The organism is Neolewinella antarctica, from assembly GCF_011927835.1.
GTDB lineage: Bacteria > Bacteroidota > Bacteroidia > Chitinophagales > Saprospiraceae > Neolewinella > Neolewinella antarctica.
This window is the reverse complement of record NZ_JAATJH010000002.1, coordinates 436,500-461,983: the sequence shown is the minus strand read 5'-3', so window position 1 is coordinate 461,983 and position 25,484 is coordinate 436,500. Positions and strand designations below refer to the sequence as shown.

Annotated in this window: 18 protein-coding genes; 9 read left to right on the top strand and 9 right to left on the bottom strand. The window is 54.8% G+C overall.

Annotation, left to right across the window (positions count from 1 at the left end; all coding sequences use genetic code 11):
* The first annotated feature begins 99 nt into the window (after nt 1-99).
* The 4 genes from GGR27_RS07155 to GGR27_RS07140 all read left to right on the top strand — a co-directional run bounded on the left by GGR27_RS07155 (nt 100) and on the right by GGR27_RS07140 (nt 4,583).
* Nucleotides 100-510 (top strand): thiol-disulfide oxidoreductase DCC family protein, encoded by a 411-nt coding sequence (locus GGR27_RS07155; protein WP_168036734.1) that lies wholly within the window; start codon nt 100-102, stop codon nt 508-510.
* 80 nt (nt 511-590) lie between these two features.
* A complete protein-coding gene (locus GGR27_RS07150) occupies nt 591-1,844 on the top strand; it encodes a LamG-like jellyroll fold domain-containing protein (RefSeq protein ID WP_168036733.1) in 1,254 nt (417 codons plus the stop codon).
* 259 nt (nt 1,845-2,103) lie between these two features.
* Entirely contained in the window at nt 2,104-3,198 is a 1,095-nt protein-coding gene (locus tag GGR27_RS07145; RefSeq protein WP_168036732.1) for an outer membrane beta-barrel protein, read from the top strand.
* Between the two features lie 293 nt (nt 3,199-3,491).
* A complete protein-coding gene (locus tag GGR27_RS07140) occupies nt 3,492-4,583 on the top strand; it encodes an outer membrane beta-barrel protein (RefSeq protein ID WP_168036731.1) in 1,092 nt (363 codons plus the stop codon).
* A gap of 174 nt (nt 4,584-4,757) precedes the next feature.
* On the opposite strand, the gene GGR27_RS07135 is transcribed toward GGR27_RS07140, so the two are convergent.
* The 5 genes from GGR27_RS07135 to GGR27_RS07115 all read right to left on the bottom strand — a co-directional run bounded on the left by GGR27_RS07135 (nt 4,758) and on the right by GGR27_RS07115 (nt 15,126).
* Nucleotides 4,758-7,940: a cellulase family glycosylhydrolase gene (locus GGR27_RS07135; protein ID WP_168036730.1), complete on the bottom strand. Its 3,183-nt coding sequence runs from the start codon at nt 7,938-7,940 to the stop codon at nt 4,758-4,760.
* Between the two features lie 586 nt (nt 7,941-8,526).
* Nucleotides 8,527-9,336, bottom strand: coding sequence for a hypothetical protein (locus GGR27_RS07130; protein WP_168036729.1), 810 nt, complete (start codon nt 9,334-9,336; stop codon nt 8,527-8,529).
* Between the two features lie 203 nt (nt 9,337-9,539).
* Nucleotides 9,540-12,059: a PIG-L family deacetylase gene (locus GGR27_RS07125; RefSeq protein WP_168036728.1), complete on the bottom strand. Its 2,520-nt coding sequence runs from the start codon at nt 12,057-12,059 to the stop codon at nt 9,540-9,542.
* A 122-nt stretch (nt 12,060-12,181) separates the two neighbouring features.
* The gene (locus GGR27_RS07120) at nt 12,182-14,341 is read right to left on the bottom strand and encodes a carboxypeptidase regulatory-like domain-containing protein (RefSeq protein ID WP_168036727.1); all 2,160 of its coding nucleotides are present in this window, start codon (nt 14,339-14,341) and stop codon (nt 12,182-12,184) included.
* 62 nt (nt 14,342-14,403) lie between these two features.
* Complete coding sequence (locus GGR27_RS07115) at nt 14,404-15,126, bottom strand: hypothetical protein (protein ID WP_168036726.1); 723 nt, start codon at nt 15,124-15,126, stop codon at nt 14,404-14,406.
* Between the two features lie 245 nt (nt 15,127-15,371).
* Between GGR27_RS07115 and GGR27_RS07110 the strand changes: the two genes are divergently transcribed.
* Nucleotides 15,372-16,445 (top strand): sensor histidine kinase, encoded by a 1,074-nt coding sequence (locus GGR27_RS07110; RefSeq protein WP_168036725.1) that lies wholly within the window; start codon nt 15,372-15,374, stop codon nt 16,443-16,445.
* Nucleotides 16,442-17,176, top strand: coding sequence for a LytR/AlgR family response regulator transcription factor (locus GGR27_RS07105; protein ID WP_168036724.1), 735 nt, complete (start codon nt 16,442-16,444; stop codon nt 17,174-17,176). The genes GGR27_RS07110 and GGR27_RS07105 overlap by 4 nt, the downstream gene beginning before the upstream one ends.
* Before the next feature lie 178 nt (nt 17,177-17,354).
* Here the strand turns inward: GGR27_RS07105 and GGR27_RS07100 are convergent, their stop codons facing one another.
* The 3 genes from GGR27_RS07100 to GGR27_RS07090 form a co-directional block, all read right to left on the bottom strand.
* Nucleotides 17,355-17,852: a hypothetical protein gene (locus GGR27_RS07100; RefSeq protein ID WP_168036723.1), complete on the bottom strand. Its 498-nt coding sequence runs from the start codon at nt 17,850-17,852 to the stop codon at nt 17,355-17,357.
* A gap of 44 nt (nt 17,853-17,896) precedes the next feature.
* Complete coding sequence (locus tag GGR27_RS07095; RefSeq protein ID WP_168036722.1) at nt 17,897-18,436, bottom strand: hypothetical protein; 540 nt, start codon at nt 18,434-18,436, stop codon at nt 17,897-17,899.
* Between the two features lie 719 nt (nt 18,437-19,155).
* Nucleotides 19,156-20,838 carry a hypothetical protein gene (locus tag GGR27_RS07090; protein WP_168036721.1) on the bottom strand — a complete coding sequence of 561 codons (1,683 nt, stop codon included), beginning with the start codon at nt 20,836-20,838 and terminating at the stop codon, nt 19,156-19,158.
* A 215-nt stretch (nt 20,839-21,053) separates the two neighbouring features.
* Between GGR27_RS07090 and GGR27_RS07085 the strand changes: the two genes are divergently transcribed.
* Both GGR27_RS07085 and GGR27_RS20550 read left to right on the top strand, forming a co-directional pair.
* Nucleotides 21,054-21,380, top strand: coding sequence for a hypothetical protein (locus tag GGR27_RS07085; RefSeq protein WP_168036720.1), 327 nt, complete (start codon nt 21,054-21,056; stop codon nt 21,378-21,380).
* Between the two features lie 235 nt (nt 21,381-21,615).
* Nucleotides 21,616-21,972: a PIN domain-containing protein gene (locus tag GGR27_RS20550; RefSeq protein ID WP_168036719.1), complete on the top strand. Its 357-nt coding sequence runs from the start codon at nt 21,616-21,618 to the stop codon at nt 21,970-21,972.
* 317 nt (nt 21,973-22,289) lie between these two features.
* On the opposite strand, the gene creD is transcribed toward GGR27_RS20550, so the two are convergent.
* Entirely contained in the window at nt 22,290-23,693 is a 1,404-nt protein-coding gene (gene creD, locus GGR27_RS07075; RefSeq protein WP_168036718.1) for a cell envelope integrity protein CreD, read from the bottom strand.
* Nucleotides 23,694-24,061: 368 nt separating this feature from the next.
* Here creD and GGR27_RS07070 point away from each other — a divergent pair, with 368 nt between their 5' ends.
* Nucleotides 24,062-25,336, top strand: a complete 1,275-nt coding sequence (locus GGR27_RS07070) for a ThuA domain-containing protein (protein ID WP_168036717.1) — start codon at nt 24,062-24,064, stop codon at nt 25,334-25,336.
* Nucleotides 25,337-25,484: the final 148 nt, after the last annotated feature.

The following is a 25,484-nucleotide window of genomic DNA, read 5'->3' as shown; positions in this document are numbered from 1 at the left end:
AGTTAGAGAAAAGAGGATAGATGCGTGGGGTGGAGGGTGGCTCCGCGCGCACTAGTGTACGCCTTTCAACTTACGCTGGTGAATATCGTTAGTGACGGTATGAATGCGACTTCCCATCCCATCCTGTTTTTCGACGGCGTTTGTAACCTCTGCAACGGTGCCGTACAGTGGTTGCTGGCCAATGATAAGAAGGGAGAATTACGCTTCGCGAGCTTGCAATCCGACCTGGCGCAGGAGCTTTTGCCGGCGGCGGGTATCGATTTGGCAACGTTGGATAGTCTGGTGCTTTATCGGGACGGGCGCGCCCAGATTTACAGCGACGCGGCGCTTGGAACCGGCCAGTTAATCGGTGGTGTTTACGGCAAGTTAGCGCGGCTGGGGTTTCTCGTCCCGCAGTTCCTGCGCAACGGCGTTTATCGTTTCGTAGCCCGCAATCGCTACCGGTGGTTCGGCAAACGGGCGGAGTGCATGTTGCCCCGTCCGGAATGGAAGCCGCGTTTCGTGGGCTGATTCGCACTATCCCTTCGTACGGTTCCGTTGAAGGGTGGGTCGTGAAATCTTGTATCTTCGCGGGCTCGTAAACCGGACTTATGCGCATATTTTCTCTACTCGTAGTATTTTTTGCCGCGGTCGCGGGTGCCGTGGAAGGACAGGGTGCGGTGGATGCCGGCTTAACGGCCTTTTATACTTTTGACGGTAATCTGGAGGATGGAACCGGAACGGGCATTAACGCCGGCGTCTCCAACAGCACGGCGGAGTTCGGTTGTGGCGTGGACGCTACGGCGCTTTTTCTTTCCGGCGATGATGATTTCGTGACCGTGGCCGGGGGGAACACCAATAACGTGAACCGCATCTTCGGCCAGGACGACTTCACGGTCGGTTTCTACTTCAAGCCAACCGGGGCATCCAACACGACTCAGTTTTTGATTACGAAGCGGGATACGAACTGTACGTCGCAACGCTTTTTCGCCGTGCGTTACGCACCCGTATCCCAGACGCTTTCGGTTACCCTACGCCAGGATAATCAACAATCCACGATAGACTATTTAATCGGTAACGCCTCGTGCTGGCAGCACGTGACGGTAGTGCGCGCGAACAACAACGTGCGCGTCTTCCTAAACGCCGAACAGGTAGGCCAGAGCACATCGACAAGCCGGATCGACGTTACGAACGACGGTGAGCTAACGATCGGATCGTCCACCTGCCGTAACAACGGGGAGCGGTCTTTCGAGGGGCTCATCGATGAACTCCGTATCTATAACCGGGCATTTACCACCACGGAAGTAGCCAGTATCTACGCTGGGCCCGACCGCATTCAGAACGTAACGCGCCGCCTCTTTCTCGGTGAAAGCGTTGAGATCGAGGTGAACAGCAACTGCGGTACCGCTTTCGACTGGTTACCCGCTACCGGCGTAGATGGCCCGACGGACAAGGACCCCATCATCACGCCCGAAACAGCCGGCACGCAGACTTACGTGGTGAGCATCGAAAACGCCGAGTCGAGCTGCGTGGCGATGGACAGCATCTCTCTCCAGGTAATCGACCCCGCCGCGCTGGACTGCTCCGAGGTTTTCTTCCCCACGGCTTTTACGCCGAACGGCATCGGCCCGGCCGCCAACGAGACGTTTGGCATTTCTAATCCTTTTGCCGTTCCGGACTTACTCAGCTTCGAGATTTACGACCGCTACGGCGCCCGGATGTTTCAGAGCACGGATGCGTTTGCACGCTGGGATGGCTCCTTCAAGGGGAAGCCGGTGGAGCCCGGGGTAGCCGTTTGGCGAATTGCGTACGAGTGCAAGGGGGTGGAAGAAGTACTATCGGGGAGCGTGATGGTGTTGCGGTAAGACGTAGCTCTTCCGTCCGATCACGCTTGCACCCGCGGCCGCGCCCGACGCATCTATTATTATGGACTAGTACCGTTAATCTCCAATTACCGACGTGGGAGAATAAATATCGCCCCGACGCAACCTTTGGCCAGTAAATTCTCGTCCTAGTGGACGACAACGTTTATGCACCATTGATTCGGCCCGGTCCAGAGTACACCTTTTCCCTATTAACACCTCGGTGTCGGCGTCGTGACCGCACCAACCCAGACCTTTAAACATGCGATTAATTCTACTCCTTTGTGGCCTAATGGCCGCCCAATCAGGCTTTAGCCAAACCGAAATTTCGGACAGCACGGTAAACCGGCCTTCGGTGCGAGGTTGGTATTTGTCTTTGAACGCCGAATTAAATAGTGACATGTTCGGATCCGTTGACTTCCCGGCCGCTCGGGTAGGCTACGGCATTACCGATAGAATCATGGTGGGCGCTCGAATAAATTCGCGAATCGGATTTACTGCGTACGGTAACGATTTTAACGCTAACGGCAGTTTCCTTTTTGCCCGTTATTACTTCCTACTTCGCCAACGGACCCGACTGTTTGCGGAGGTTGGCGTTGGGAGCACCAAGGTACTGCGTGACCGGCTCGTCACTTACAATCTGGCCGCCGGGCTGGAGTATCAGCTTACCCCCGGCATCGTGGCGACTGGTTTGCTGGCGTACAACGGAGCCGGTTCACAACAAAATACGGTGGAGCTTACCTTTGGGTTCGCCGCCTACCTAAACCAATTGAGTCAACTCCGCCGGGGGATTGGATTCGAGCGTGGTACCATCGTACTTAACCAAAACTGGGGTACGCTTTTGTTTTCCGATACCGACTCTCCACTACTATTTGTGGAGCGGAGCGTAAGCTTCGATTTTAATCCCCGTGCCGGTTACTTTGTCTCGGACCACCTAATGCTGGAAGCTGGCTTATCTGCGTCCCATAACCGGAGAAAATTTAATTTTGACCCGTTTCTGGACACGAACGATACGAGGACGGCGGTCGGGGTGTCGGCGGGCCTGCGGTACCTGCCGTTTCCGGAGGCCAAATTTTCGCCCTACGTTGGTGGTGAGGTTGGGTACGAGGTCGGAAATCGCGATAGTATTTTTGACACCCAAGGGAGCAGTGGGGGTAGTGACGTTAACTTTTCTACCAATTACGTAGCGGCTTCGCTGGGGGTGATGCACCGGCTTAGCGACCACCTGAGTATTGACCTGAATGCTCAGTACTCGTCCAGTCAGTATGACGATTCCGAGAGCGCGCCATTCTCTCGTTTCAACGGCGTTAGACTCAGCCTTGGGCTGAAAGCTTTGCTGGTTCGGGGGCGGAAGTGATGATTTTCGGCTTAAAAAATTAGCCAACTCGTGATCTTACCTAATTCCAAAATTCTTACGTAAACCTCCTCAATTACGTATGCAGAAAGATTAATTTCTTTGATAAATAGCTAATTATTTATAATTAAGCGTATATTTAATTACTGAATATATAAAATTTATAAAATTTTTGACTTACTTATTCGCCCTTCTATTCATCTTTCACTTTGGGCGCTTCGAACTATGTACTATTCCTATTCAAGATGATACCCTGGTAGCGACCTCATGACCGCATAAACATAAACCCTCAAAATATGCGTTCGATCTTACTAATCTGTGGATTACTGATCACCCAGTTAGGCTTCAGCCAGTCCGAAATTACTGACACCACGGTAAGCCGGCCTTCGGTAAGTGGTTTGTATTTATCGCTGGACAGCGAGCTGAATACTAACGTCTACGAAAGCTTTGTTGACGGCGGCCTACAGACCGCTCGCTTAGGCTACGGCATTACGAACCGAGTAATGGTAGGTGCTCGTATCAGCTCCCGGTTCAATTATTTTTCGGGTGATGCCAATTTCGAAGCTAACGAAAGTTTCCTGTTCGCCCGGTACTACTTTTTGCTCCGGCAGCGGACACGCATGTTTGCGGAAGTCGGTATTGGCACCGATAAGGTGTTTGGGGAACGGCTGACCACTTATAACCTGGCGGTCGGTTTGGAACGACAACTCGCCCCCGGCATTGTAGCAACCGGTCTGCTGTTGTACAACAGAATCGAGTCGGTACAATACGTATTTGACCTCACCTTTGGGTTCGCTACTTATCTGAACCAGCTCAGTACGCTCGATCGGGAGGCGGGTTTCGAGCGGGGCACTTTCATTCTTAACCAGAATTGGGGGACTATATCTTCCACCCAACAAATCGTCGATCCTCAAACCATTTCGCAGCAGTTTCTAGTTATTAATTTCAACCCGCGGGTAGGTTACTTTGTGTCGGATCACTTACTCGCCGAGGTTGGTATATCCGCAAACTTTAGTCAGGACAAAAATGATTCCAGGGTACCCATATCCGTCCACTATACGGGCAAATCAATTGGAGGGTCGGCGGGGCTGCGTTATCTGCCGTTTCCGAGAGCGAGGTTCGCGCCCTACATTGGTGGCGAGTTTGGATTTGAAGCTACGGAGGAGACTGATGGCGATATATTTGGCAGGGGCAGCAGTACAAAGTCTACTTTCTCAACTAACTACGTAGCCGCTTCCCTCGGAGTGATGCACCGGCTCAGCAAGCACCTGAGTATTGACTTAAATGGTCAGTATGTATCTGCTCAAGCGTCAAGGGTGTCCCCCCGGTACGAAGTGGTTAGGTTAAGTCTTGGGTTACGGGCGTTGCTCGTTCGGGGGCGAAAGTGATGGCAGCAAAGGGAGGCAAACCGACTGAATAAGTAAGCCGAGAAGTGCAGTTCTTTTACTACCTATTCGCCCGGCACATCGGTTGGTTCGGTTTTCCTAACGTTTATAGTAAGCCAAAAAAAGGGTGACCCTCTATCCGAGGACCACCCTGCACCTAAAACCTTACGCAAACGGCTACTGCCGCACGAACCGTTCCGTCAACGTACCCTCACGCTGCTCCACACGCAGCAAGTAAGCGCCCGTAGCCAAATCGGTAACTCCGATCGACAACCGCTCGCCGGCTGCGAAGCTAGCTTGGCGCACGATGGCCCCACGCACATCGATGATGTGGTAAGTACCGGCCGAGGCAGACAATCCCGTTACGTACAGGACGTCACTCGTCGGGTTGGGGAATACGCCCGGCGTCTCCTCACGGAATACGGTCGAAATTCTTGCACCCGCGCCCGCGCCACAAGCGGGTGCCGTAGCCGAATTGCTGAAGTAAAGCGTGAAACCTCGCGTCTTGTCCACCAACGCTACGTTTGCGCCATCCTTCACGATCCAGTAGCTGCCGTCCAGACCAGTGATACCCGTGCCGCTCAGCGACAGATCCGGTTGAGGTAGGTTGAAGCGGTAGGTCAGGGCCGATTTCAGGTCGACGTAGAATCCTGGATTGCCATCATTGGTATTGATCGCAAACTGGTACACATCGGCGTACTGCGCGCTGTAGTTGATGCTAAACTTCTTGAAGTTCCGCAGGGCCGGTCCACCGTTGCCTAGAATATAGACCTCACTGAAGGTCAGCGCGTCCAGCGCGGGTAAGGCGCTGCCGCTGGGTGCGCCGAAGGTACAGGATCCACCGGTCGGCGGGGGGGGAGGCGTGCTGGCCGTCGTCAGTGTGAACCAATTGATGTTCCAGTTCGGGCCCGAAGCAAACAACCGTAGCGTCTGGTTGCCCGCGCTCAGATCGACCGTGGTCGTGATCGTGCGCCAGTTCTGCCAGTCGCCCGTGTTGGGGATGGCCGTTGTTGCCAGTACACGGCTCCCGGATCGGAACTGTACCTCTCCGCTCGCAAACCGACTAGCCACCCGGTAGGCCAGCGTGTAGCGACCGCTACTGGGAACGGACAGGCGGTAATCCAGGTAGTCGCCCCGGTCGATGTAACCGACGTTCTGTCCACCACCTACGTCGGAAGTGGCTTGCGTCCGGATACCATTCTGCTTACAGAAATCTTCCGCCTGAATGCGGCCGGCAATCGACGCACCGTTACCCGCGCAAGCATCCGTGGGTGGTGGTGGTGGGGGAGGAGGCGTGCCGGAGCAAGGAATGACCGTATTCCAGGAGGCGTTCGGGCAACTCCGCGTGACGAAGTTCAGCGTCCCGTCGCTGGGAAATTTATCGGCCTCGGCAACGCCCTTGTTTTCCCAGATGTGCACTGCGGAAGGGTCGCCGCCCTTCTTGCGGGCCACGCTCACCTTACCGGACTGGCTGCCCAGCACGAAGGTGTTGTTGTAGATCGCAATCTTGGTGCCGGTGTTGAAGTCGGTGCCGCGGTCCTGAAAGTCGACGCCGGAAGAAATATTAGGCTCCCCATCGGCGAGGAAGCGGTTATTGTAAATGAACACTTCTGACCCCTTAGCGTCGATGAAAGCATCGGCGCTGTTGGCATCCTTGCCGGCAATGCCCTTAGCGATAAAGGTGCTGTTGCGCACGATGGTGTTGAGCGTACCCTCCTTGATGTCGACGCCCTCGGCGGTAACGTTCGGCCCCGAAGTGCAGAATTCGATCACATTGTTATTACACGCGCGGAGGTACTTCGACTTAGGCCCCTTAGTTTCTAGCTGCTGGCTCTTATCGGACCCAACGTAGAAGCCTTCGCCCACGCCGGGTTTGTTACGGCCCGTATTGGTGACGGTACAGCGCTGCACCAGGTTGTTACTCGACCCGTCGCGCAAGTGAATAGCCTCTTCGCCGACATCGCTCACGTTTAGGTTGATGAGCTTGCTGTTGTTGGAGTTATCCAGCACGACGCCCTTAGCCCCCGTACGGAAGTTCATGTCCTTTACGACCCAGTAATCGCCCTCAATGCTCAGCAGGTAACCACTACTGTTTTCCCGGCCGACAATGGTGGGCGGGTTAGTAGGGTCCTGACCGCGCAGCGTGATGGGGTTACGAGCCGATCCGTTCTTATCGGAGAATAAGTAAGCGAAATTGAAGGTGCTTGGGATCTTATCGTTAACCTGATAAGTACCGGGGGCCACGACGATTTCGCTACCTGGCGTGGCTAAGGCCATCTGGCTACGGATGCACTCCACCGAGCGACAAACACCGGTATTCGATGGCGGGTCGGTTGGGCCGGCGGCACTACTCCAGTCCTCGATGATTTCCTTGGCGTACACGCCCGAAGGTGTCAGTTGGTCGGATCGTAGTCCGAAAACACCCTTACCCAAGTCCACCATGTTGGCACCGATGGACCCGTCATTCTCCACTTTGTCGCTGATGGCCCAACTAACGTGGCTGAGCTTGTTCTCACGCATGAAGTCGAGCCAGTCTTCGGTATTCTGCTTGAAGGGAGCTCCCTTGCCAGAAGCCAGCACGCTTCCCCATTCGGTGACTAACAGGGCGATGCCCGCGTCCAGTGCGTCCTTTGCCTGTCTGCGCAGATTCACACCGTGCGTGCCGGAGTAGAAGTGCAAGCTGTAGGCCGTGTTGGCGTCGGGAAGCGGATCGGCCGCGGCCAGGTCCACCCGCTGCGAGTAGAACGGTGAGCCCACGATGATCAGATTGTCGGGATCGATCGCGCGGATGGCATTGGTTACCGCCTGGGCGTAGCGCTTAACCGTCGGCCAGTTTTGATCGATGGGCTCGTTGTAGACCTCATAAATGAGGTTATCGGTGTTACCATAGCGCCGCGCGATCTCGCGGAAAAAGGTAATTGCTTCGGCCTGGTACTTTTCCGCCTCGTGGGTGTGCCAGTCGACGATTACGTACACGCCGTTCGCGATGGCCGCGTCGATCACGGCGGTAGCCTTGCCGAGTTGCAGGGCGGGGCTGTCTACGTAGCCGCGCCCGCCGTCCCCGTCCTCCTTTACACCGATGGCGGCGCGCACGATCGAGCTGTTCCACTGATCGGCCAGGATTTCAACGGTTTCCTTTCTGTAATAGTCGGTCACGTCGCCGGCGTTGCTCCAGAAGAGGCTGCTGCCAGCCAGGCTCACCGGTTCCCCGGTCTTGTCAACGATCTCGTTACCGTCGACCCGCAAGCGTCCGTGCTGGCTGACGATGGACTGAGCGCTGAGCCCGGTGAGGAAGAAAATGGAGAGTAACAGCATGAGGCTGCCCTTACGCACCGAGGTGCGCGAGTACAAAAATTGCATGATGATTAATTTAAGCTATGGTGTGATAATGCGGGGAAGTAGTTCGGCTTATATCCTTTAGTGTGTAAGTTATACACACATTGTAATAGTACACCATAAAATCTTTAGAAAGGCACATATAGGTGACAAGAAATTAAATTTAACTACTTAATTCCTCACGACGGGCACGGTAGGACTGGAGAACGGTAACTCAGCATATCGCTGGGCGTTGGGTTCATGAGGGTGGAGCGCCTTAAAATTCAGGGTGATTACCTGTTACTGGAAGGGTCTATCCGCTCGGTTATGGAAGATTTCAGGAAGATTGGAGGCACAGTTAGGCCAGCAGTCACTTTCGAACTGAATAAATCTCTTTTGGCAGCAGTAAGGTCGCGGATTTATTTGCCCCGTATATAGATTTCGGCGGTTAGTCGCATTCATTCAAGGATAGCTCCTGAAACAAGCAGGTAAAACTCACTGAATTACGATGCCAATAAAAACTACTTCTACATAAAACATCTCTGCCATAGATTCCAGGACTTTCAACCAGTACGAATAGTTCAGGTTAGATATTGAGTTAAAGAAGTTGCTCGTTCGGGAGCGGAAGTGATCAGACTATCCGTCCATCTTTAACTTGGTGAGAATTGAAGAAATTAATACGGTAATTACCATCCGGTGCCGCTGCGCCATTTATAAACACTCTATCTCCTACTGAAGCAAGAAGATATGGTGTTTCGTGAATGGTTAGCTCAACGGCTCCTTTATTTGCAGTATATCTCTTTGGCATGTACCACTCTTTTAATTCGCCATCTTTCGCTACCTCGAAAAAACTGGAATGCCCATCAATGGTTATACTAAAATTTTTGGATTTGAGGAACGAGTTGTTTTGGAGTAAATACAGTTTTCTGTTGACCTTAGAGAAGCAAACCTTCAATACACTTCCATCCGACATCGGAATTCTATTTTTTAGTTGCAACTGTAATTTGGACACTCGTGCCTTTGTGTCTTCTAACTTTAGTGCATCACTCACCGGTTTTAAGTAGACCGCTTCAAGATATTGTTGCGGGGTCATTTCTCCTAGCAGGCTATTGTTAACTAAAACAAACGCCTGTTCCGCACTTCCGTCCAATTGAAGAAACACCAGTTGTTCGTCCGTATAGCGATGATTATACAGATGAGATTCATCCCCAATTGTGATAATCATCGCGTTTGCCTCCGTTAGCATTTCGTAGGCTCCTTGAGTTACCCTACCCTGTTTAGACACGATAAGTCGACCGTCATTCTTGAATATAAGTTTCATGTCCTCTCCAGACGCATCAGCTACAACCCACAAAGTATCAGCGAATTTCAGTACTGTATTGACTGAATTTAGGTGCGCACTCACCTTACGATAAATCTGCTCAAAAATCTGTTCCAACATGATCGTGTTACTATTTGTATGTTACGAAAACTGGCAGATTTTCTGATTCTGACCTGATCAAACCTGTGAAGAGGGACAGAACTATTAATCCGGACGATTACTATTCCATCAAGGCTCAGGTTAAGTGCAAGATATTATCTTACGTAGGAGCAACATAATATTTCTCCTGCATAAGAGATTCGTGAGAATATAGCTGCCAGTCATTACCGCGTCTCCCCCCCCAAGCTAACCAAATTCACAAACAAGCGAAAAGCCCCCGGCACCCCCGCCGGCAACTCCCGAAAAAAGCTGTAACCCGTGTAAACGAAGTGCCCGTTTCCGTATTCAGCCACCAACAGGCCGCCGTCGTGCGCATCCTCACCCGGGTCGTTAGAGCTGATGATGGGCGTATAGTGGTCATCCCAACTACTCGGGAAGTAAAGACCACGCTCTTGCACCCAACCCTCAAAATCCGTAGCGGTAATCTTATTGGGGTAATTCAGTACCCGGTGATCCGGTGCGAGAATGCGAACTTCGGCTTCCTCCACCGTCGTCCGATCGCGGCTGAGCTGGAAGGGGTACGGACCGATCTGGGTCTGGTCCAGCTTGAGGCCCCGGCTGGTGTTGTACTGCACGACCATCGTGCCGCCGTTCTTGACGTACTCCAGCAAACGGGGGTTGTAGTTAGCCATGTTAGCCTCCACGTTGTAGGCGCGAATCCCAACCACGATAGCGTCAAACCGCCTTAAATCTCCCGTCGCCAACTCACCGGCGCTTAGCACGGAAACATTGTAACCGACACTCGTTAGGGCCTCCGGGATGGCATCGCCCGCGCCGGAGACGTAGCCGATCTCCTTGCCGCTCGTCTTCAGATCGAGTTTGGCGACGGGGGCGGAAGCGTCCAGGTCGGCTAGCTGCGTGGGCAGGTGGGGGTGGTCGATGGTGACCAGTTTGCGCGAGTATTCCGTGTCGTCTCCGTCATCGAGTTTGATCATCGGAACGATCATGCCCGACACCTGTCCTGCGGGCGGGGAGAGCTGAAACGTGAAGTATTCCTCCTGGCCCTTGCGGGGAATATCAAACTCGTAGGAATCCGGCGTAACCCGCCATTCCTCCGGAACGCGTAGTTCAACGGTGCCGGTCAGGTCAGCCTTGGCGGAAGTGACCTTGACGCGGACGGACTTAGCCTCCGTGCCGGTGAAGAGGTAGCTGCTTTCGTCGAGCTCGGCGAAAACGGGGGGCATGATCTCCAGTGGCTGGGCCTGCTCGCCCTTTACGGGGTCGGTGTAGGCGTGACGGACGGGGCGCGTGAGGGTAATTATTTCGCCACCAATGTCGAGTGAAAAACGGACGTTGACCGGATCGGGGCTTTCGCCCTCGCCGCGTTCAAGTTGGTCGTCGACGCGGTACATACCGAGCGCCCAGTTTTCGCGGAGCCAGTAAGGGGTGCTACCGGCAAAATCATCCCGCAACTTCACGGTATCGGTTTTCGTGAAGGGACGGTTAGCGCTCAGCTCTTTTCCCACCTGCGCTGCATCTACGTCCGCGCCCAAAATTTGGTAGCTAAGTAGTTGAACCGGCTGGCCGCTACGGTTAGTGGCTTCGATTTCTAATTCCAACGTAGCGCCGGAAGTCGTAATCGGATCGTCCACGGAAGCAGACAAGTAGAGGCCGAGAGCACCGGAAATGAGGTCATCTAATTCCCGTAGTTTCACGTCGCGGTAATGGTTCGCGTCGAGCGCGGCGATTATTTTACGCACCCCGACCATCCCCGGAACGGAAGCGGACGGATTACTAAAATCAAAGTTTTGCTGAATTTCCGCGAGCGCCCGCATGATCGGCGCGCCGCTCACCACGCGGTTCCACGTCAGGTCGATGTTGCCAAATGTTTCGCCCTCGACGTCGTGGTCGTCGCCCTTGAGGAGTTCGAGTTCTTCGATCTGCTCGCCCCGCTGGCCGCGGCTACCGAAACCCTGAGATTTGTGCTGGCTACGGCTCCGCGCGGCAATCTCGGCGACGCTTTCCCCCAGCAACGGCAGGTACTTACCGACGTCGACGTTGATGACTTTCGTCGTGTCCATGTGTTCGGGCACGCCGCGCCACGTGTAGGCGTTCCAGTAGATACGGCGGGGCTGCCAGAGCTTGACGTATTTGAGTTGTTCGGGAAAGGCGTTGGGGTCGTTCGCGAGGTCGAAAGCTTCCATACCGATCATCGCCGAGGCCGTGTGGTGGCCGTGGGTGGAGCCCGGGTCGCGGGGGTCGAAACGGAGCACGATCACATCGGGCCGCCACTTACGGATGACCCAAACGGCATCGGCGAGCACCTGCTGCTTATCCCAAATGTTGAAAGTTTCGTCGGGGTGCTTCGAGTAACCGAAATCGTTGGCGCGGCTAAAAAACTGCGTCCCACCGTCGATGCGGCGGGCGGCGAGGAGTTCTTGCGTCCGGGTAAGGCCCAGTAATTCACTGATGTCGGGGGCGATGAGGTTCTGGCCGCCGTCGCCGCGCGTGAGGCTCAAATAGGCTGTTTCTACCTTGTCGACGTTGGCCAGGTAAGCAATTAGTCGAGTATTCTCGTCGTCCGGGTGGGCGGCCATATAAAGCGCGCTACCGAGGACTTGCAGTTTTTCGATCCCCGCGTAAAGCTCGCCGGAGGTAGGGCGGTCGGCCATTTGGGCGCGGACGCTGGTGCACAGAAAAATAGTAAGGAGCAGAGTAGAGAGGTACGGTAGCAGTCTATTCACGGGGGGGTATTTCGATTTGGCTAATCGGAGGACAAGTTACGGGGGCACGGAGTTGTAACGAGCATACCACAACCAAACGTTAACGCTCGTCAATTACGATAATGAGCGGAAATACAACTCACCTATAGCTGCCAAACCCCACCAAAAAACACCAGCCGCCGACTATAAACCGCCGCCCGCCGCTCCAGGAAAGCCGCGTTGTATTCGTACCCCTGGACGTTTTCCGTCCCCAGTAAATTATTGACGTTCAAATAAACGACCACCGTGCCCGCCCCCAGGATAAACATTTTCGTAAACGCCAAGTCCACCCGCGCGTAATTCGGCAGCCGCTCCCCGGTCGCCGCGTAGATCGGAGCGAACCAGCCGTCCGTCCCCAAAATCTCCTCCCGGTCAACCAGAGACCGAACGGTCGTGCCCCGCCGGTAGGTAGCCGCCAGGCCCGCGGTCATGGCTCCCGGTAACTCCCGGTGCACCCGCGTCCGCGCCAGAAAAGGAAAATCCCGCCGCGTCGGTTCGCCGGTATTTACCACCCGGTTGCGCACGCCCGTCCAACTCACCCACGTCCGCCACGGGCCTTTTTCGTAATCCAGCCGCGCCTCGGCGCCGAGCACGTTGAGGTCCGGTGCGGCCGAGTACAGTTCCCGCTTGGCGAAGGCCGCCGCCGTCCACCGCCAGTTGCCGTCGGTGCCTTTGTACTCCAGCGCGCCCTGCGTCAGATCGAGCGTTTGCCAGGCAAAAATATTCGGACCGGGGGGCAAGAACTGCGCGAAGCGGCCGCCGCTCAAGTGCAGGTGATTCCCCTCCGCCAGCCGGTAGCGCAGACTCGCCTGGGCGTTCAGCCGCAGCTGACCTACCTCCAGTTGATGAATGGGCTTGATACCAACCGACGCCAGCCACCTACTCCCCAGCCGCTCACTCACCGCAGCGTAAGCCTCGATCAACGTGTGCCGCTCCGCGCTGCGGTAGGCGACGGCGGCATCCTCCGGTGCCAAGCGGTAATCCAGCACCGGAGCACGGCCGGTCGTCAGGTCATCGTAGGCGTTCAGCGTCGCGCCGAGGCGCACCGTCCGCCCGCACGACCGGTGCGTACCGTGCAGGGCCGTGTGGTTGTGCCAGCGGCGGGTGGTGTTGTTCAGATTCCCCAAGGCAAACTCGCCCCGTTCCCAGTCCAACGCCTGGTTGATGGCTACTTCCCAGTTGCCGGACTCCTGGCGGTAATTGATGATGCCCAAATGGCGCGGCTTGCGCTGAGCAAAGTTGCCACTGAAGTAAGGTGTCGTGAGTTCGTACCGGAAGGTCTCGTCGAAACCAAGGTAGAAGAATTCCAGCGATTTCCCCTCCGCGATGCGGTGCGTGAGTTGCAGCGTACCGTCCAGGCTCTGGGATTTCCGTAGCTCCCTTAATCCACTGGGGTTCAGCGCGCGGAAGGCAGCCACGTTTCCGACGTTTACGTAAGCCCGCAGGCCCGTCCGCTCGCCCAGTGGCCGTGCGTGGGAAAGGCCGACGCCGGCGACGTGCAGGCTTAGGCCGGTCGTCGTGTTCGTCGGCGTCCGGGGGTCGGTGTAGATGGCTACGGCCCCGGCGCTCGTCTGGCTGAAGGGCACGGGTGGCGCGCTGGCGTAGACGTTCACTTCCCGCAGCGGTAGACTACCAAATAGGGAAAATTGCCCTACCCCGTTGCTCTGGTCGAGCCGCACGGCGGAGCGGATCGGTACGTCGTTGAGGTAGATCCCCGTCGCTTCGGAAGGGCTGCCGCGCAGGGAGACGTTGGCCGTTTCGTCGGGGTTCGTCGCCGCCGGGAGGCTGTTGACGGCCAGGAGCGGATCGGCCTTGGCGGCGGGGTCGCGGTACACATCCATCTGGTTGAACCGGAGGCTGGCCAGTTCCCCGTGGGGAATTTTACTGGCGCGGACGGTCAGGGCGGTGATGCTGCTGGCATCCGTCGGCGTCAATTCCAGGAGAATATTTTCGGCTGTTTTGGCTGCGTAGTAGCGCAGCGTTCGGTAGCCGAGGAAGGTGACCAGCAACGTATCGGGTTGCGCCAACTCCAACGCAAACCGGCCGGTGGAATCGGTCGTGACGACCGCGCCGGGGTCATTTCCGGGGTAGACGTAGGCTCCGGTTAGTGCTTCAGCTTCCGCTCCCCGCACCATTCCGTTAATGTTGATTTGGGCGAGGACGCGGGTGCCGGGCAGGAGACCGAGGAGTAAGAGGATCAACGCGTTCCGTAAGCACCGACTGACCGGAAAAATATGCCGCAAAGTGGCTCTTGCGTACCGCATTGTAAATCAGTTTTGAGTGTTTCGCTCCGGAGGAAGCCGAGGTGTTTTGTGCGCCGGCCCGTCTACTTTTCTTTATCCAACCGCGGCAGTAGGTCGTATTTGACGTAATTCAAATCCGGCTCTGCGGCGAGGGCGCGTAGGTACGTCGTGCGGGCACCGTCTTTATCGCCCATTTTTGCCTGCGCCTGGCCGTAGAGCGTCAGTATTTGTAGGGCCATCCAGTCACAGGCTGACGACTCGGCGGGCAGGTTAGCCGCGGCAGTTTTCAGGGCGGCCAAGGCTGCTTTTTTGTTCCCGCCCCACTCTTCAGGCGTGTAAAAAAGATTGGAGCCGAGGAAATAATTGGCGACCGGGTCGTCCGGCCCCAGCTCGACACCGGTGCGGGCGTACTTGGCGGCTTTGCTACCGTAAATCATTCCCTTCATGGGCGTCTGGGCAATGCGTAGTCCGAGGTAGCCGCTGTAAAGGCCATGGGCACCGGGGTGCTCGGCGTCGAGTTCCCAGAGGTCGTCGATGGCTTGCTCGGTGAGGTCGAGGTAACGTTCCAGCTCGTCTGTATTTTCGGAGACCATCGTCATGGTGGCGGCCTGGTGAGCGAGGCTGGCGAGCGTGAAGTGATTTTCGGCGGTAGCTGGCAGTTGTTGGGTGGCGGCGACGGCGGCGGCGTAGTCAGCGGTGGAGTTGGTGACGTAGGCGCGGTAGGCGAGGTCTTCACCGTCGGTGCACTGGGCGGCGAGGGGGGTGAAACAGCATATTGCGGTAAGAACAACGAGTAGCGTGCGCATGGCAGACGTGGTTATGAGGTTAGTTGGATTGGATCAGGACCGGGTACTTGGTGGACGCCAGCTAAACTAGCGGACCGCTTGGCAAGCCCCCAGTTTACTTGCTAAGTCCACGGTTTCTAGTGACGAGTGGAACCCCGACCGTTCATCAACTATATCGGGCGGTTCGTCAATCTTGCGCCCGGTGGCTAGGCCAAGCTGGAGTGAGCGCGTTGCGCATTTGACCGATTGTCTTTATTTTACTTCGCATGCGCAACGCTATTTCCGTACCGACTGCTCCAGCCACGGGGCCGACCTACATCCTGCACCGCAGTTTCCGCCACGACTTACTGCTCTGGATCGGTTACGGACTGTTCTGCCACCTCATCTTTGCGCCCGATCGCTTCGAGCCGGGTAACCTGCTGATCTCCTTTATCCTGATGAGCGGGCAGGCGGCGGCAACGTACCTACACCTGCACTACTTACTACGGCCCCGGCTGGAAAAACGCCTGGGTCTACTCCCCTATCTGCTGGGGCTCGTGACGATCGTAGTGACTTTTATTCTACTACTGCTGATTGTTATCTTTTTCGTGATGGGGATGGGACCGCTGTTGCCCCTTCCGCTTGCGGATCTGCTGGGCTACGCTACCACTTGGTTGGAAGCCATTTTCGGCGGACTCGGCATGGCACTGGCCGTTACCGCGGGCCTGTTTCTCTATGGCCGGCAACACGAGCAGGAGCAACGGACGGCAAAACTAAAAACGAGCCAGCAGGCGACGGAACTGGCGTACTTGCGGGGCCAACTTAATCCGCATTTCCTGTTCAACGCCCTCAACGGGATATATGTCTTGATTGCGCGCGATCCGGACCGGGCGCGGGCGGCGCTGGAAGGTTTTTCGGACCTGTTACGCTACCAACTTTATCAGTCGGAGCAGGCGACCGTTCCGCTGGCGGATGAATTAGCGCACTTGGCGAAGTTTACCGAGTTGCAGCGGCTGCGGACGGAGGAAGACTTTCAGTACGAGTTTAGTCAACCGGATTTAAATACGGGTGCGAGCATTCCGCCCATGTTGCTTCTGCCGCTCATGGAGAACGCTTTCAAGTACAGCCCGGGCGTCGGTGCCTGCGTGGCGGGGTCGGCCAGAGTCAGTGACGATCGCTTCCGGTTTACGCTGCGCAACCAGACCAGCCCGACCGCGCCGGCGGCTGATTTGGACGCGAGTGGCATCGGGCTGGCTAACATTCGCCGCCGACTCGCCTTACTTTTTCCAAATGACCACGTCCTCACCACCGAAAAAGTGGCGGATACGTTCACCGTCCACCTAGATATCCCCCTCCAGTGAGCCAGCTTCCTCTACGCGTCCTGATCGTTGACGACGAGCCCCTCGCCCGGGAAGGCATGAGCGATTACGTCTCGCGTACCGACTTTTTATTGGAGGTAGCTCAGGCACGCAATGGCATGGAGGCGCTGTCGCGGGTGCAGGGTGAAGACGTTGACTTGATCCTGCTAGACATTCAGATGCCGGGCCTGAGCGGGGTGGAACTCGTACAAAGTTTAGCGAACCCACCCGCCATTATCTTCACGAGCGCCCACCCGGGGTTTGCCGTGGAAGGCTTTGAGCTGAATGCGGTGGATTATTTGCTGAAACCCATTTCGTTTCCGAGGTTTCTCAAGGCCGTACTGAAAGTCAGAGAACGGTCTAACGATTTTGCTGCTCCCCCATCCCACCTTGCACCCGCGTTCACGCCCAAAACAAAACACGTTTTCATCAAGGAAGAAGGCCGCGTAGAACGCATCGACCCCGCCACGATCCTCTACGCGGAAAGCATGCAAAACTACTGCCGTATTCACACCAGTGACGGCAGCTATCTGCCGCTGTTACCGCTTAAAGAACTAGAAGGAGCCCTACCCACCAGCGACTTTTTCCGTATCCACCGCTCCTACCTCATCCGCCTGGCCGCCGTGGAGGCAATCGTTGGTAACCAGGTCCGGATCGGCGCGAAACTCCTCCCGATCAGCCGGCCTAATCGGGAGGCGCTTACGGAACGGTTGACGGGGGGGCGGTTGCTTTAGTGATTGGTTGTGCTTGAGGCTGCTTCTGGCGTTTGAGTTGAATTTATTCCCCTCTTTACTATTTTCTTATGTAGGTCAGACAACCACCACAACCGCTCCTCATCACGCCTGAACGTCTCCGCCCGATAACACCGTTCCCTTGCTACGCCATTTGTCGCAACTAACAGCCACTACCCAATCAATCGCAAGCAGTCCTGCTTGCACTGATGATTTTCCCCGTCGCGTCGGTTCTAAATGTTAGATCATCCATTCCTGCGTCACCGTGCGTACTGTGCTCAACGATGTAGGTCATGTTAGGAAGTAGTGTAAAGGTATTCTCATCCTCAAATACAACATTTATCTGGTACTGCTCCGGAACTATTCGTAAAGGTAGGGTTGCGCTTGCCACTTCCCATTTAGCCTTAAGTCTTATCAGTCTATGATTCTCATCTTCAAGGGTAACGCTGGTTATCCTTGAGGTACCGCAAGGCACCAGCGTTTCGGTATCAACGTCCAAGTACACAACGTTATTAACACAACCTGACAGGATGAAAGTCAGGATCGTAATAACTCCACTAACGATATACCGCTGTTTTAACGACACAATTGGGTGGAGACGGCGTGAAGGTTGTAGTACATTTACGCTGCCCTCACTGATATTAACAAAGTTTTTATTGACAATAGAAAGTAAATTCATAATTTTAAATATTCCTCGGCATGCATAACTCTCGAGTAGCCTGATTATTTGGGGTTATTCCCTAAAAATATAGCGCCACCCCTACCTTTTGTTACTTTTACTCGATACTTCTTCCACCATCTATCAACTTGAGCGACTTTAAATGCATCCGCATGCTGCGACTCTAACAACTTGATCAAAGCTTGATTGCTAGCAAATTTATCGATAAATTTGTCGAAGTCCTTGAACGTTTCACTTCCAATGTCAGCCAATATTTCGTTTCTAGCCCCATCGTGGCTTCCCGCAATAGCATACTGCCCGGCAGCGTGCCCCAGATAAGCGTTCTTCACTAACATTGGAGGCGAATAGTAACCTAAAGATATAGCCCAATCAATATTTTGCTTGATGTGCACTACCTCATGAGAACTAATGAAAAGCCACTTATAGGTGTTTCTTCCATACCCGTGATTATTATACGAGCTAGGGTCACCGGAAAAGAAATTATCGGTATAGTGAATAGAGAAGTTTTGACCGTTACCGGAAGTCAAGCCCCCTCCGCCGCTGTTGCTGCTAAACCAGGGATAGATCGATTGATTTGGGTCCATTATTATGGTCTGTTCCAGCAGTACCCTTTCCGGAACGCCACTCACTTAGCTCAGGAGGTGGGCGGTCGGTCGGTTGAATACGGAATTCGCCAAGCAGTCCCTGGCGCGTGGTGCGTTGGGGAAGCCATCACCATATGATATTTCTTTATGAGTAGCGCTCTCGGATAATCAGTACTTGCCTCAATGCACGCTTCTAGTCGGGTATTGATAATTCTTTTCATCCTTAGTGTGTGTGAGTTAATAGGTATGGAAATTACCGACTAAACCTCGTAACGCCAAACATAACACTACCGCAAGCTATCAAAGATGAAATATTGACCGACGTACACTAACTTAATTCAGCTATTCCGCCTACTAGTAGAAAACCTCTGGAGGGCAACGCCAAAGGGTTCTTTCTCCAGCGTAATTTCCCCAAAATTGACGGATTCGTTGGTGATTTTCCATCCAAATTTATAGCAGTGTGATCATCGCCTTCTACAGTTGCTTAGGGTGAGCTAGATCAAATAAAGCTCTCCAGCGCGAATTCAGGCATGATTTTGGTGCAGGTTTTTAGCTAGTTTCGCCTCATTTGTGCGGGTGGTTGCGGGAAGTTACGGAAGGCATGAAAATATTATATTTGATGGATTTGGGTGCAGGCATCCCGACTTGATTGGAACAAAATAAGGGAGTGTAAGCTCGATTAGTGTTTTGACGGCTGACCAAGGCCACCAACCACCAACCTAAAAACCAAACCCCTCAAAAGTCCCCCCCTGAATCAACCACCCCTCCTCCGACGGGGCCAACTGCACCGTACCCGGCCCGTCAAAAAGCGTCATCTTCCCCTGGTGATCCGTTGCCTCGTAACTAACCTGTACGAACTGGAAAACCACCCCATCCTCCCCCGGCTCGACGGGCCCGAGGCCAAACGAAAGCGGACGAATGGAGGACCACTTTCCACGCCACCGATCCGCGTGGGCCAGTGCTTCGGCGCGGGGGACAACCCGGTCACCAAGGCGCATCGTCGGAGAAAAAGCATCTTTCGGCAGCGGTCGGTCGAGCGTAAAGAGATAGGCCAGCAGACTTTCGGCGGCCCAGGCCGTTTCGCTAGGGATCGGAAGATCGGTCGCTACCGATTCAAACGGAATAAAGGCCGGCATCGTCGGCGACGGCCGCGGAATCTCGTGAGCAAGCAGGTCCGTGACCATGAAGCGGTACAGTAAAATCGGCGGCACGTGGGCGGGCGGGGGGAAGAAGACGCCGCGGTCCGCCATCGCCTGGGCGAGTTCACCGACCAGTGGTATGGCCGCTTCTTCGTCAGTAAGGCTGTCCGGGTCGACGGTTTCGATGCCCGCCATCAGGCTGCCGACCGTGATGCGGCCGACTTCATTTTCCTTACTGTGGAAGGCGCGGATCTGTTCGTGGAAATGCTTTTGTATTTCCGGATCGGTACCGGCAGCCGTCCAGGAGGAGCCCCCCGTTTCGGCGTCGAAAAGGGCGGAGCGGATTTGAGTGTCGACGTCCGCGTCCGTCTCGGGCGCCCGGGCTTCGGTATCGACTTCGAAAAGGGCGCGGCACAGGTCGGTCGCCATGACTTCGCGGTTGTCACCCTTGACGGCATACTCACCCCGCTGGCGCAACAGGCCGTACCAGGGAAAGAGCCGCTGGGTGAAGCGACTGTTGAAATCCGCAACTACTTTCTCCTCCCGGCTTCGGTAGGGGCTGTCACTAAATTCACCGAGCACCGCCGGGAAGGCTACCAAAAATGCCTCCGCGTAGGCGTCGATCGGCCGCCATTCCTTACCTAATTGGAGTAGTGTGTAGAGAGCGAACCCAACGTTTTCCTGGATGATGTGCGTTTCGTCATCATCCACGAAACCCCAGCCTACGTAAAAGGCCAAATTGAAGGCTTTGGTGGTTTTAGTAAAAAGATCTTTCAAAAGCACTTTCCGGGGCTGCTTGAGAGCTTTTTTGCCTTTTGCCGTCAGGCTTAGTTTCCCCTGTCGCTTCTTGGTCAGCCCAAGATCGCCCAGGACTAATTTCACGCAAGTAACCATTACTGTGTCGTCCTCTGACTTGATGTCCGCAACGTTAAAGTTAGCTCGGTCTTCCGGTGCCAGACCGAGCAGGAAAAGGTCCCGGACGGTGGCGCGCGGGAGGTTTCCCTTGGCCGTCAACTTGATCTCTTTCGTGCTGAGGCGATTCAGCAGTTCCGTAGCTATCCGTAGTGCCGGAATTTCATCCAGCACTACTTCCGAGATGTCATCGCGCCACCGCAAAACGCAGCCCTCCCCCAGGGGATCACTGCGCAATTGGTGAACCTGAGCCGGATTAAGGCCGAGAAAGTCATCGACTGGCGTGTTGTTCCGTTCGTTCGCAAATTGGCTTAAGTGGCGGTTGAGGGCTTCCCTTTCTTCTTCTGACATGGCTGGTGCTGATTAGAATTGCAAAATAGATTTAAATCACGACAATGCCCTGCCGTTGACCGCCAATACTGTTCTGGGTGAGAAAACGTCTGGTGCACGTCGGTAAAGTACGGGTCCTGATTATCCTGAATAAGCGGGCGCGGTCGTAGATGCAAGGTTTGGGGCTAGCATTCATCCGGCAACTATGCTTATCTTGAGTTCGTTATTTTGACTAAATGAATAAAGCCATGCTATTACAAATCGAGTTGCTTAAAGAGGACGGGATGGACATTCTGGAGGGTTTACGCAAGTTAAACGTGCTGCGAATTATTCGATCCGAAGAAACGCCCTCGCCCGTCACCTCCACCAATGAGAACCTGCCTAATGAATCACAACCTGAAACGGAGCGAAAAAATCTGTTGGATTTTTTAGGGGTTTGGGACCACGATGAAAGCCATGCAAAGAACACTGGTCTTTGGAGTTACTATGGAGCCTGGAGAAAGGACCTGACCCTCGACCAAATTGACGCAGAGATCGAGAAAGGACGTGAAGGATGGCTTTAACTCATCTCTGGGATACAAACATCGTCATCTACGTGATCAACGGTTCACTTCCGGTTAAAATCAAAAAGATTTTGCAGCGGTATACCCACCCCGCCTCGATTGCTATCTCTATTATAAGTGAGATAGAAGTAAGGGGTTTTAAGAATGGCACCCAGCAGGAAAACTTGATTGCTGAAAATTATGTAACTAATGTTACGCAGATTATTTCGCCACATAAACACAAAAGCACAAAAATGTGGTGCATAGCTACGCCGAAGCGCCATTTACTTATTCTTTTGTGTTTGTGTGTTTATGTGGCATAATCCGGTTGCGTAAGGTCAGTTATGTAAAAGAATTGACCTGTCTGGAACTTGACGATTATGTCAAAGAGAAAGCAATCGAAATTCACAGACATTACAATATTAAGCTACCTGATGCCGTGATTGCAGCAACAGCTATTGTTAGTGATCTAACACTCATCTCCCGCAACGATAAAGACTTCTTACAAATAACAGACCTTCGGTACGTAAATCCCTTTCCAGGAGATATAGTGTTCTCTCACTTATTTAGAAATCGTATCCCGCCCGACCCCTTCCCGATGATAAGACCGTGAAGTAATTAACTGGAATTGCCACACTAAGAGCATGTTAGGACTTTGGATTCCTGGTCGGTTTTAGCTACGCTGCTACTGCGTGGTGAGACAGTTTTGTGATGGTTAAGGCAGCAAAACCGGAGTTTAGCCACCCCGATAGCTATCGGGGAATGAGGATTTTACTAACGAAGACCACCGAAAAAGTGGCCAAAACAAGGCCGGAAGCTAAAGTCCCAACATGCTCTAAATCCCCTTGCACCCGCGACCGCGCATTATTAGGCGGTATGAAATTAGGTGGTAGGCGGACGTGGGTGCGGTGAAATATGCAAGAAGCAGGCTTATTCCGCTCCCCCACCATTCAGCCCGTACCAATCGATGTTCCGCGTCAAATACATAATCGTCGCCAAAATCATCAGCAACCCGACGGAGCCGACCAGTAAGGCAAAATCCTGCAACTGCAACAAGCTGTAGAAATACGCGTAAAGGATCAGCAGTACCCCACCGACGAGCGCCGTCAGCCGCGTGTTGCGCAGGACCGTAGAGCTATAAGCCGTGATGAGGACCGTGATCGTCAGCGCGCTAATCCAGTAGGCCACATCAAAATACTGGTGCTCGCTGATGGACAATAAAAGCACATAAAACAGAATCACCGCCGCGCCAATGAGCAAATACTGGATGGGGTGAACACGCTTTTTATTGAGCACCTCGATGAAGAAAAAGGTAAGGAAAGTGATGATGATGAACAGCAGGGCGTAGTTGGTGCTGCGGTAGATCTTGCTGTATTCGTCAACGGGCAGGAGCAGCCGGACGCCAAAGCGGTCTTCGCCGTAGGTGGCGGCGGGTCCTTCGATGTCTTCGACCCTAGCTGGGTACGCGCGGTTATTGTTATTGAAACGCGGCGTAAAGGCACCCGTGCCCTGCTGCGGATAGTTCCGGTTGAGCTGCAGGACTTCCCAGTTAGCATTGAACCCGGTCTCGGCCGACGTATAGTCTTGCGGCAGGTAAGTGCCATCGAAGCTGGGGTCGGGCCAGGCGCTTTCCAGGTTGACGGTCGTTTTGGCGCCGAAGGGCCGGAAGTACAGCCCTGAGCTACCGTTCAGGTTGATGGCGAAGCTAAATTCCGTCCGCCCCTCCGTACCGTCGAGATTGATCGGGGCATTCGCGCCGCTATTAAAAATATCGCGCGTGACCGTTCCCGGGCCGAGGTTAAGCGTAGAGTCCTTGAAATTTAGCATGATCTCGTCGTCGACGCCCGTCATGTCCGAAATGCCGACGGTGAAGCGGGCGTCTTCCCACCGCAACGCTTCTTCGGGCACGTCGAGGGCGGCGGCGTCGAACCCGTCGAAGTGGCCCGTCACCGTAAACTGGGTATTGTAGAGCACGACGACGAAGATGCCCCGGTGGCGTTCCTCCGGCACGAGTTCGCCGTCGATCTCCAGGTCTTCCGGCAGGAAGTGTGCGTAGCCGGTGCGAGTGGAGATAATGGCTTTGCCGTCGGCCGCGTAGTTGGTCACATTATGAGAAAAGGGAACGGAAACGACCGGGCCACCGAACGTCTGCTCGCGGCCGAATTTACTGGCAACCTCGTCCTGGGCGGCGTCCCGCAGGCGGCGGCGGTCGTTGATGAGTTCGTCGATCAGCAAGGTTGGGATCATCAACAGCAGGAGCAGGATGCCGATGATGGCGAGCTTTAGGGTTAGGCTGGTTTTGATCCAGTTATTTAGGCGTTCGTAGAAGGGCATGGGGAGGAGTTTTGGTCTTGGGTCTTGGGTCTTGGGTCTTGGGTCTTGGGTCTTGGGTCTTGGGTCTTGGGTCTTGGGTCTTGGGTTTTGGGTCTTTACTCAAAAAGTCTCAGTCCGAGCAATGACAATGCAAATATACTTTGTTTTTCGAAGTTCTTTGTACAAAGTATAATTCGTTGGCTTCTGGCTAGTGAGCGTAGGGTTCCAGCCATAATTAGGTTCGGCGGTCCGTGGCGGCAAAGGCGGCTACTCGTTAAGGGGACTGAAAGCTGGTTTATGTCGCGGAGCGGATCCTTAATGGTAACGTTTTCTCCGAATAATTTCCGACCTTCCGCGGTGAACGCACGGCCCCAAAACTCTTTCCAACGATGCGTCACTTTGCTTTGCTTCTTTTTGTTTCCTTCGTTTCCCTGCCCTTAGCCGCCCAAAACACCTGCGGTAGCTCCCGAACATTTCGGGTGCTTCACTTCACCGAAACCGCCGGTTTCGATCACCGCACCCGCGACGAAAGCGCCGCCATGTTTTCCGCCATCGGCGCGGACGAGAACTTTACGGTTGTGGATACGCGCGAGTTAACCGTCTTCGATGATTTAGCAGAATTGAGGTCTTTTCAAGTCATCATTTTCGCCAATACAAGCGGCAACATTCCCTTCACGGCGACCCAACGTCAGCACCTGAAGCAGTACGTAGCCGGCGGTGGCGGCGTGCTGGGTATTCACGCGGCGACGGACATGTACCGCGACGGCAGTTTCCCGTATTACACCGGCTTGATGGGCGGCCAGCGACGCAACAGCCCCGCCCACACGTCGAACCGTTTTAACGGCACGATGGACGTTGTGGGGGACCACCCGAGCACGGCCGAGCTACCAAGCACCTACCCCAAGCAGGAAGAATATTACTACTGGCCGGATACCGGATTGGTGAAAACGATCACCCCGGTACTGAGCGTCCGCAGCACGGGCGACGCACCCTACGACGCCCCGCGGCCCATCAGTTGGTTCCAGGAGTTCGGTTCTGGCGGTCGCTCCTTCTACACCGGCCTCGGCCACGCCGCCGGCAACTACACCGAACCAAATAATAACTTTCGCCTGCATTTGCGCGACGCGCTCTGCTGGGCCGTTGCGGCGGAATCCGCCAGTTTGCCGATCGAGATCACGAGCGTTGGTTTGGAGCGGGGCAAACGTGTCGATCGGGTGTGGTATCAGGTTTACGGCGAGCTCCCGAGCACGGTCGAACTCCACGGTGGTTACGCCCAGACGGAGGCGGGGTTATTGACGAGGCTTACCGGCGCATCCAGATTTTCCGGTGCGCTGGAGCACACGCCGACCGACCGCGTCCGGTGGTTCTACTACCGCCTGCGCTTCACTGATTTTTCGGGCATTGCCACCTGGAGCCCCTGGTTGACGGCACCTCCTTTGGCGGAGCCGGGGGCGCGGCCGCGGGTGCAATATGCTGACGGAGGAGCGACGCTTGCCGTGCCCAAAGACGGTCCGCAGGCGGCCTGGATCATTGACGCAAACGGCCGGCGCATGGCCACCCTTTCGCTTGGGGAGGGAACCAACACATTACCCAACCTCACTCCGGGTGTGTACTTCATTCGCTTTCCCTTCGGCACCGAGACGCTGCGGTGGCGGGTTCGGTAGGTCGGCTGCTCGTTCCGTAACCCAGGCTCGGATCCCAAGCGGTAGCGCACGCTGCTTCTTCCACGGAGTTCAGACTAACAACAACCGGTGACGGCGGAATCAGGCGGCGGGCGGGCACGGCTTGTGAATTAGGGGTTTTGTTTGCGCT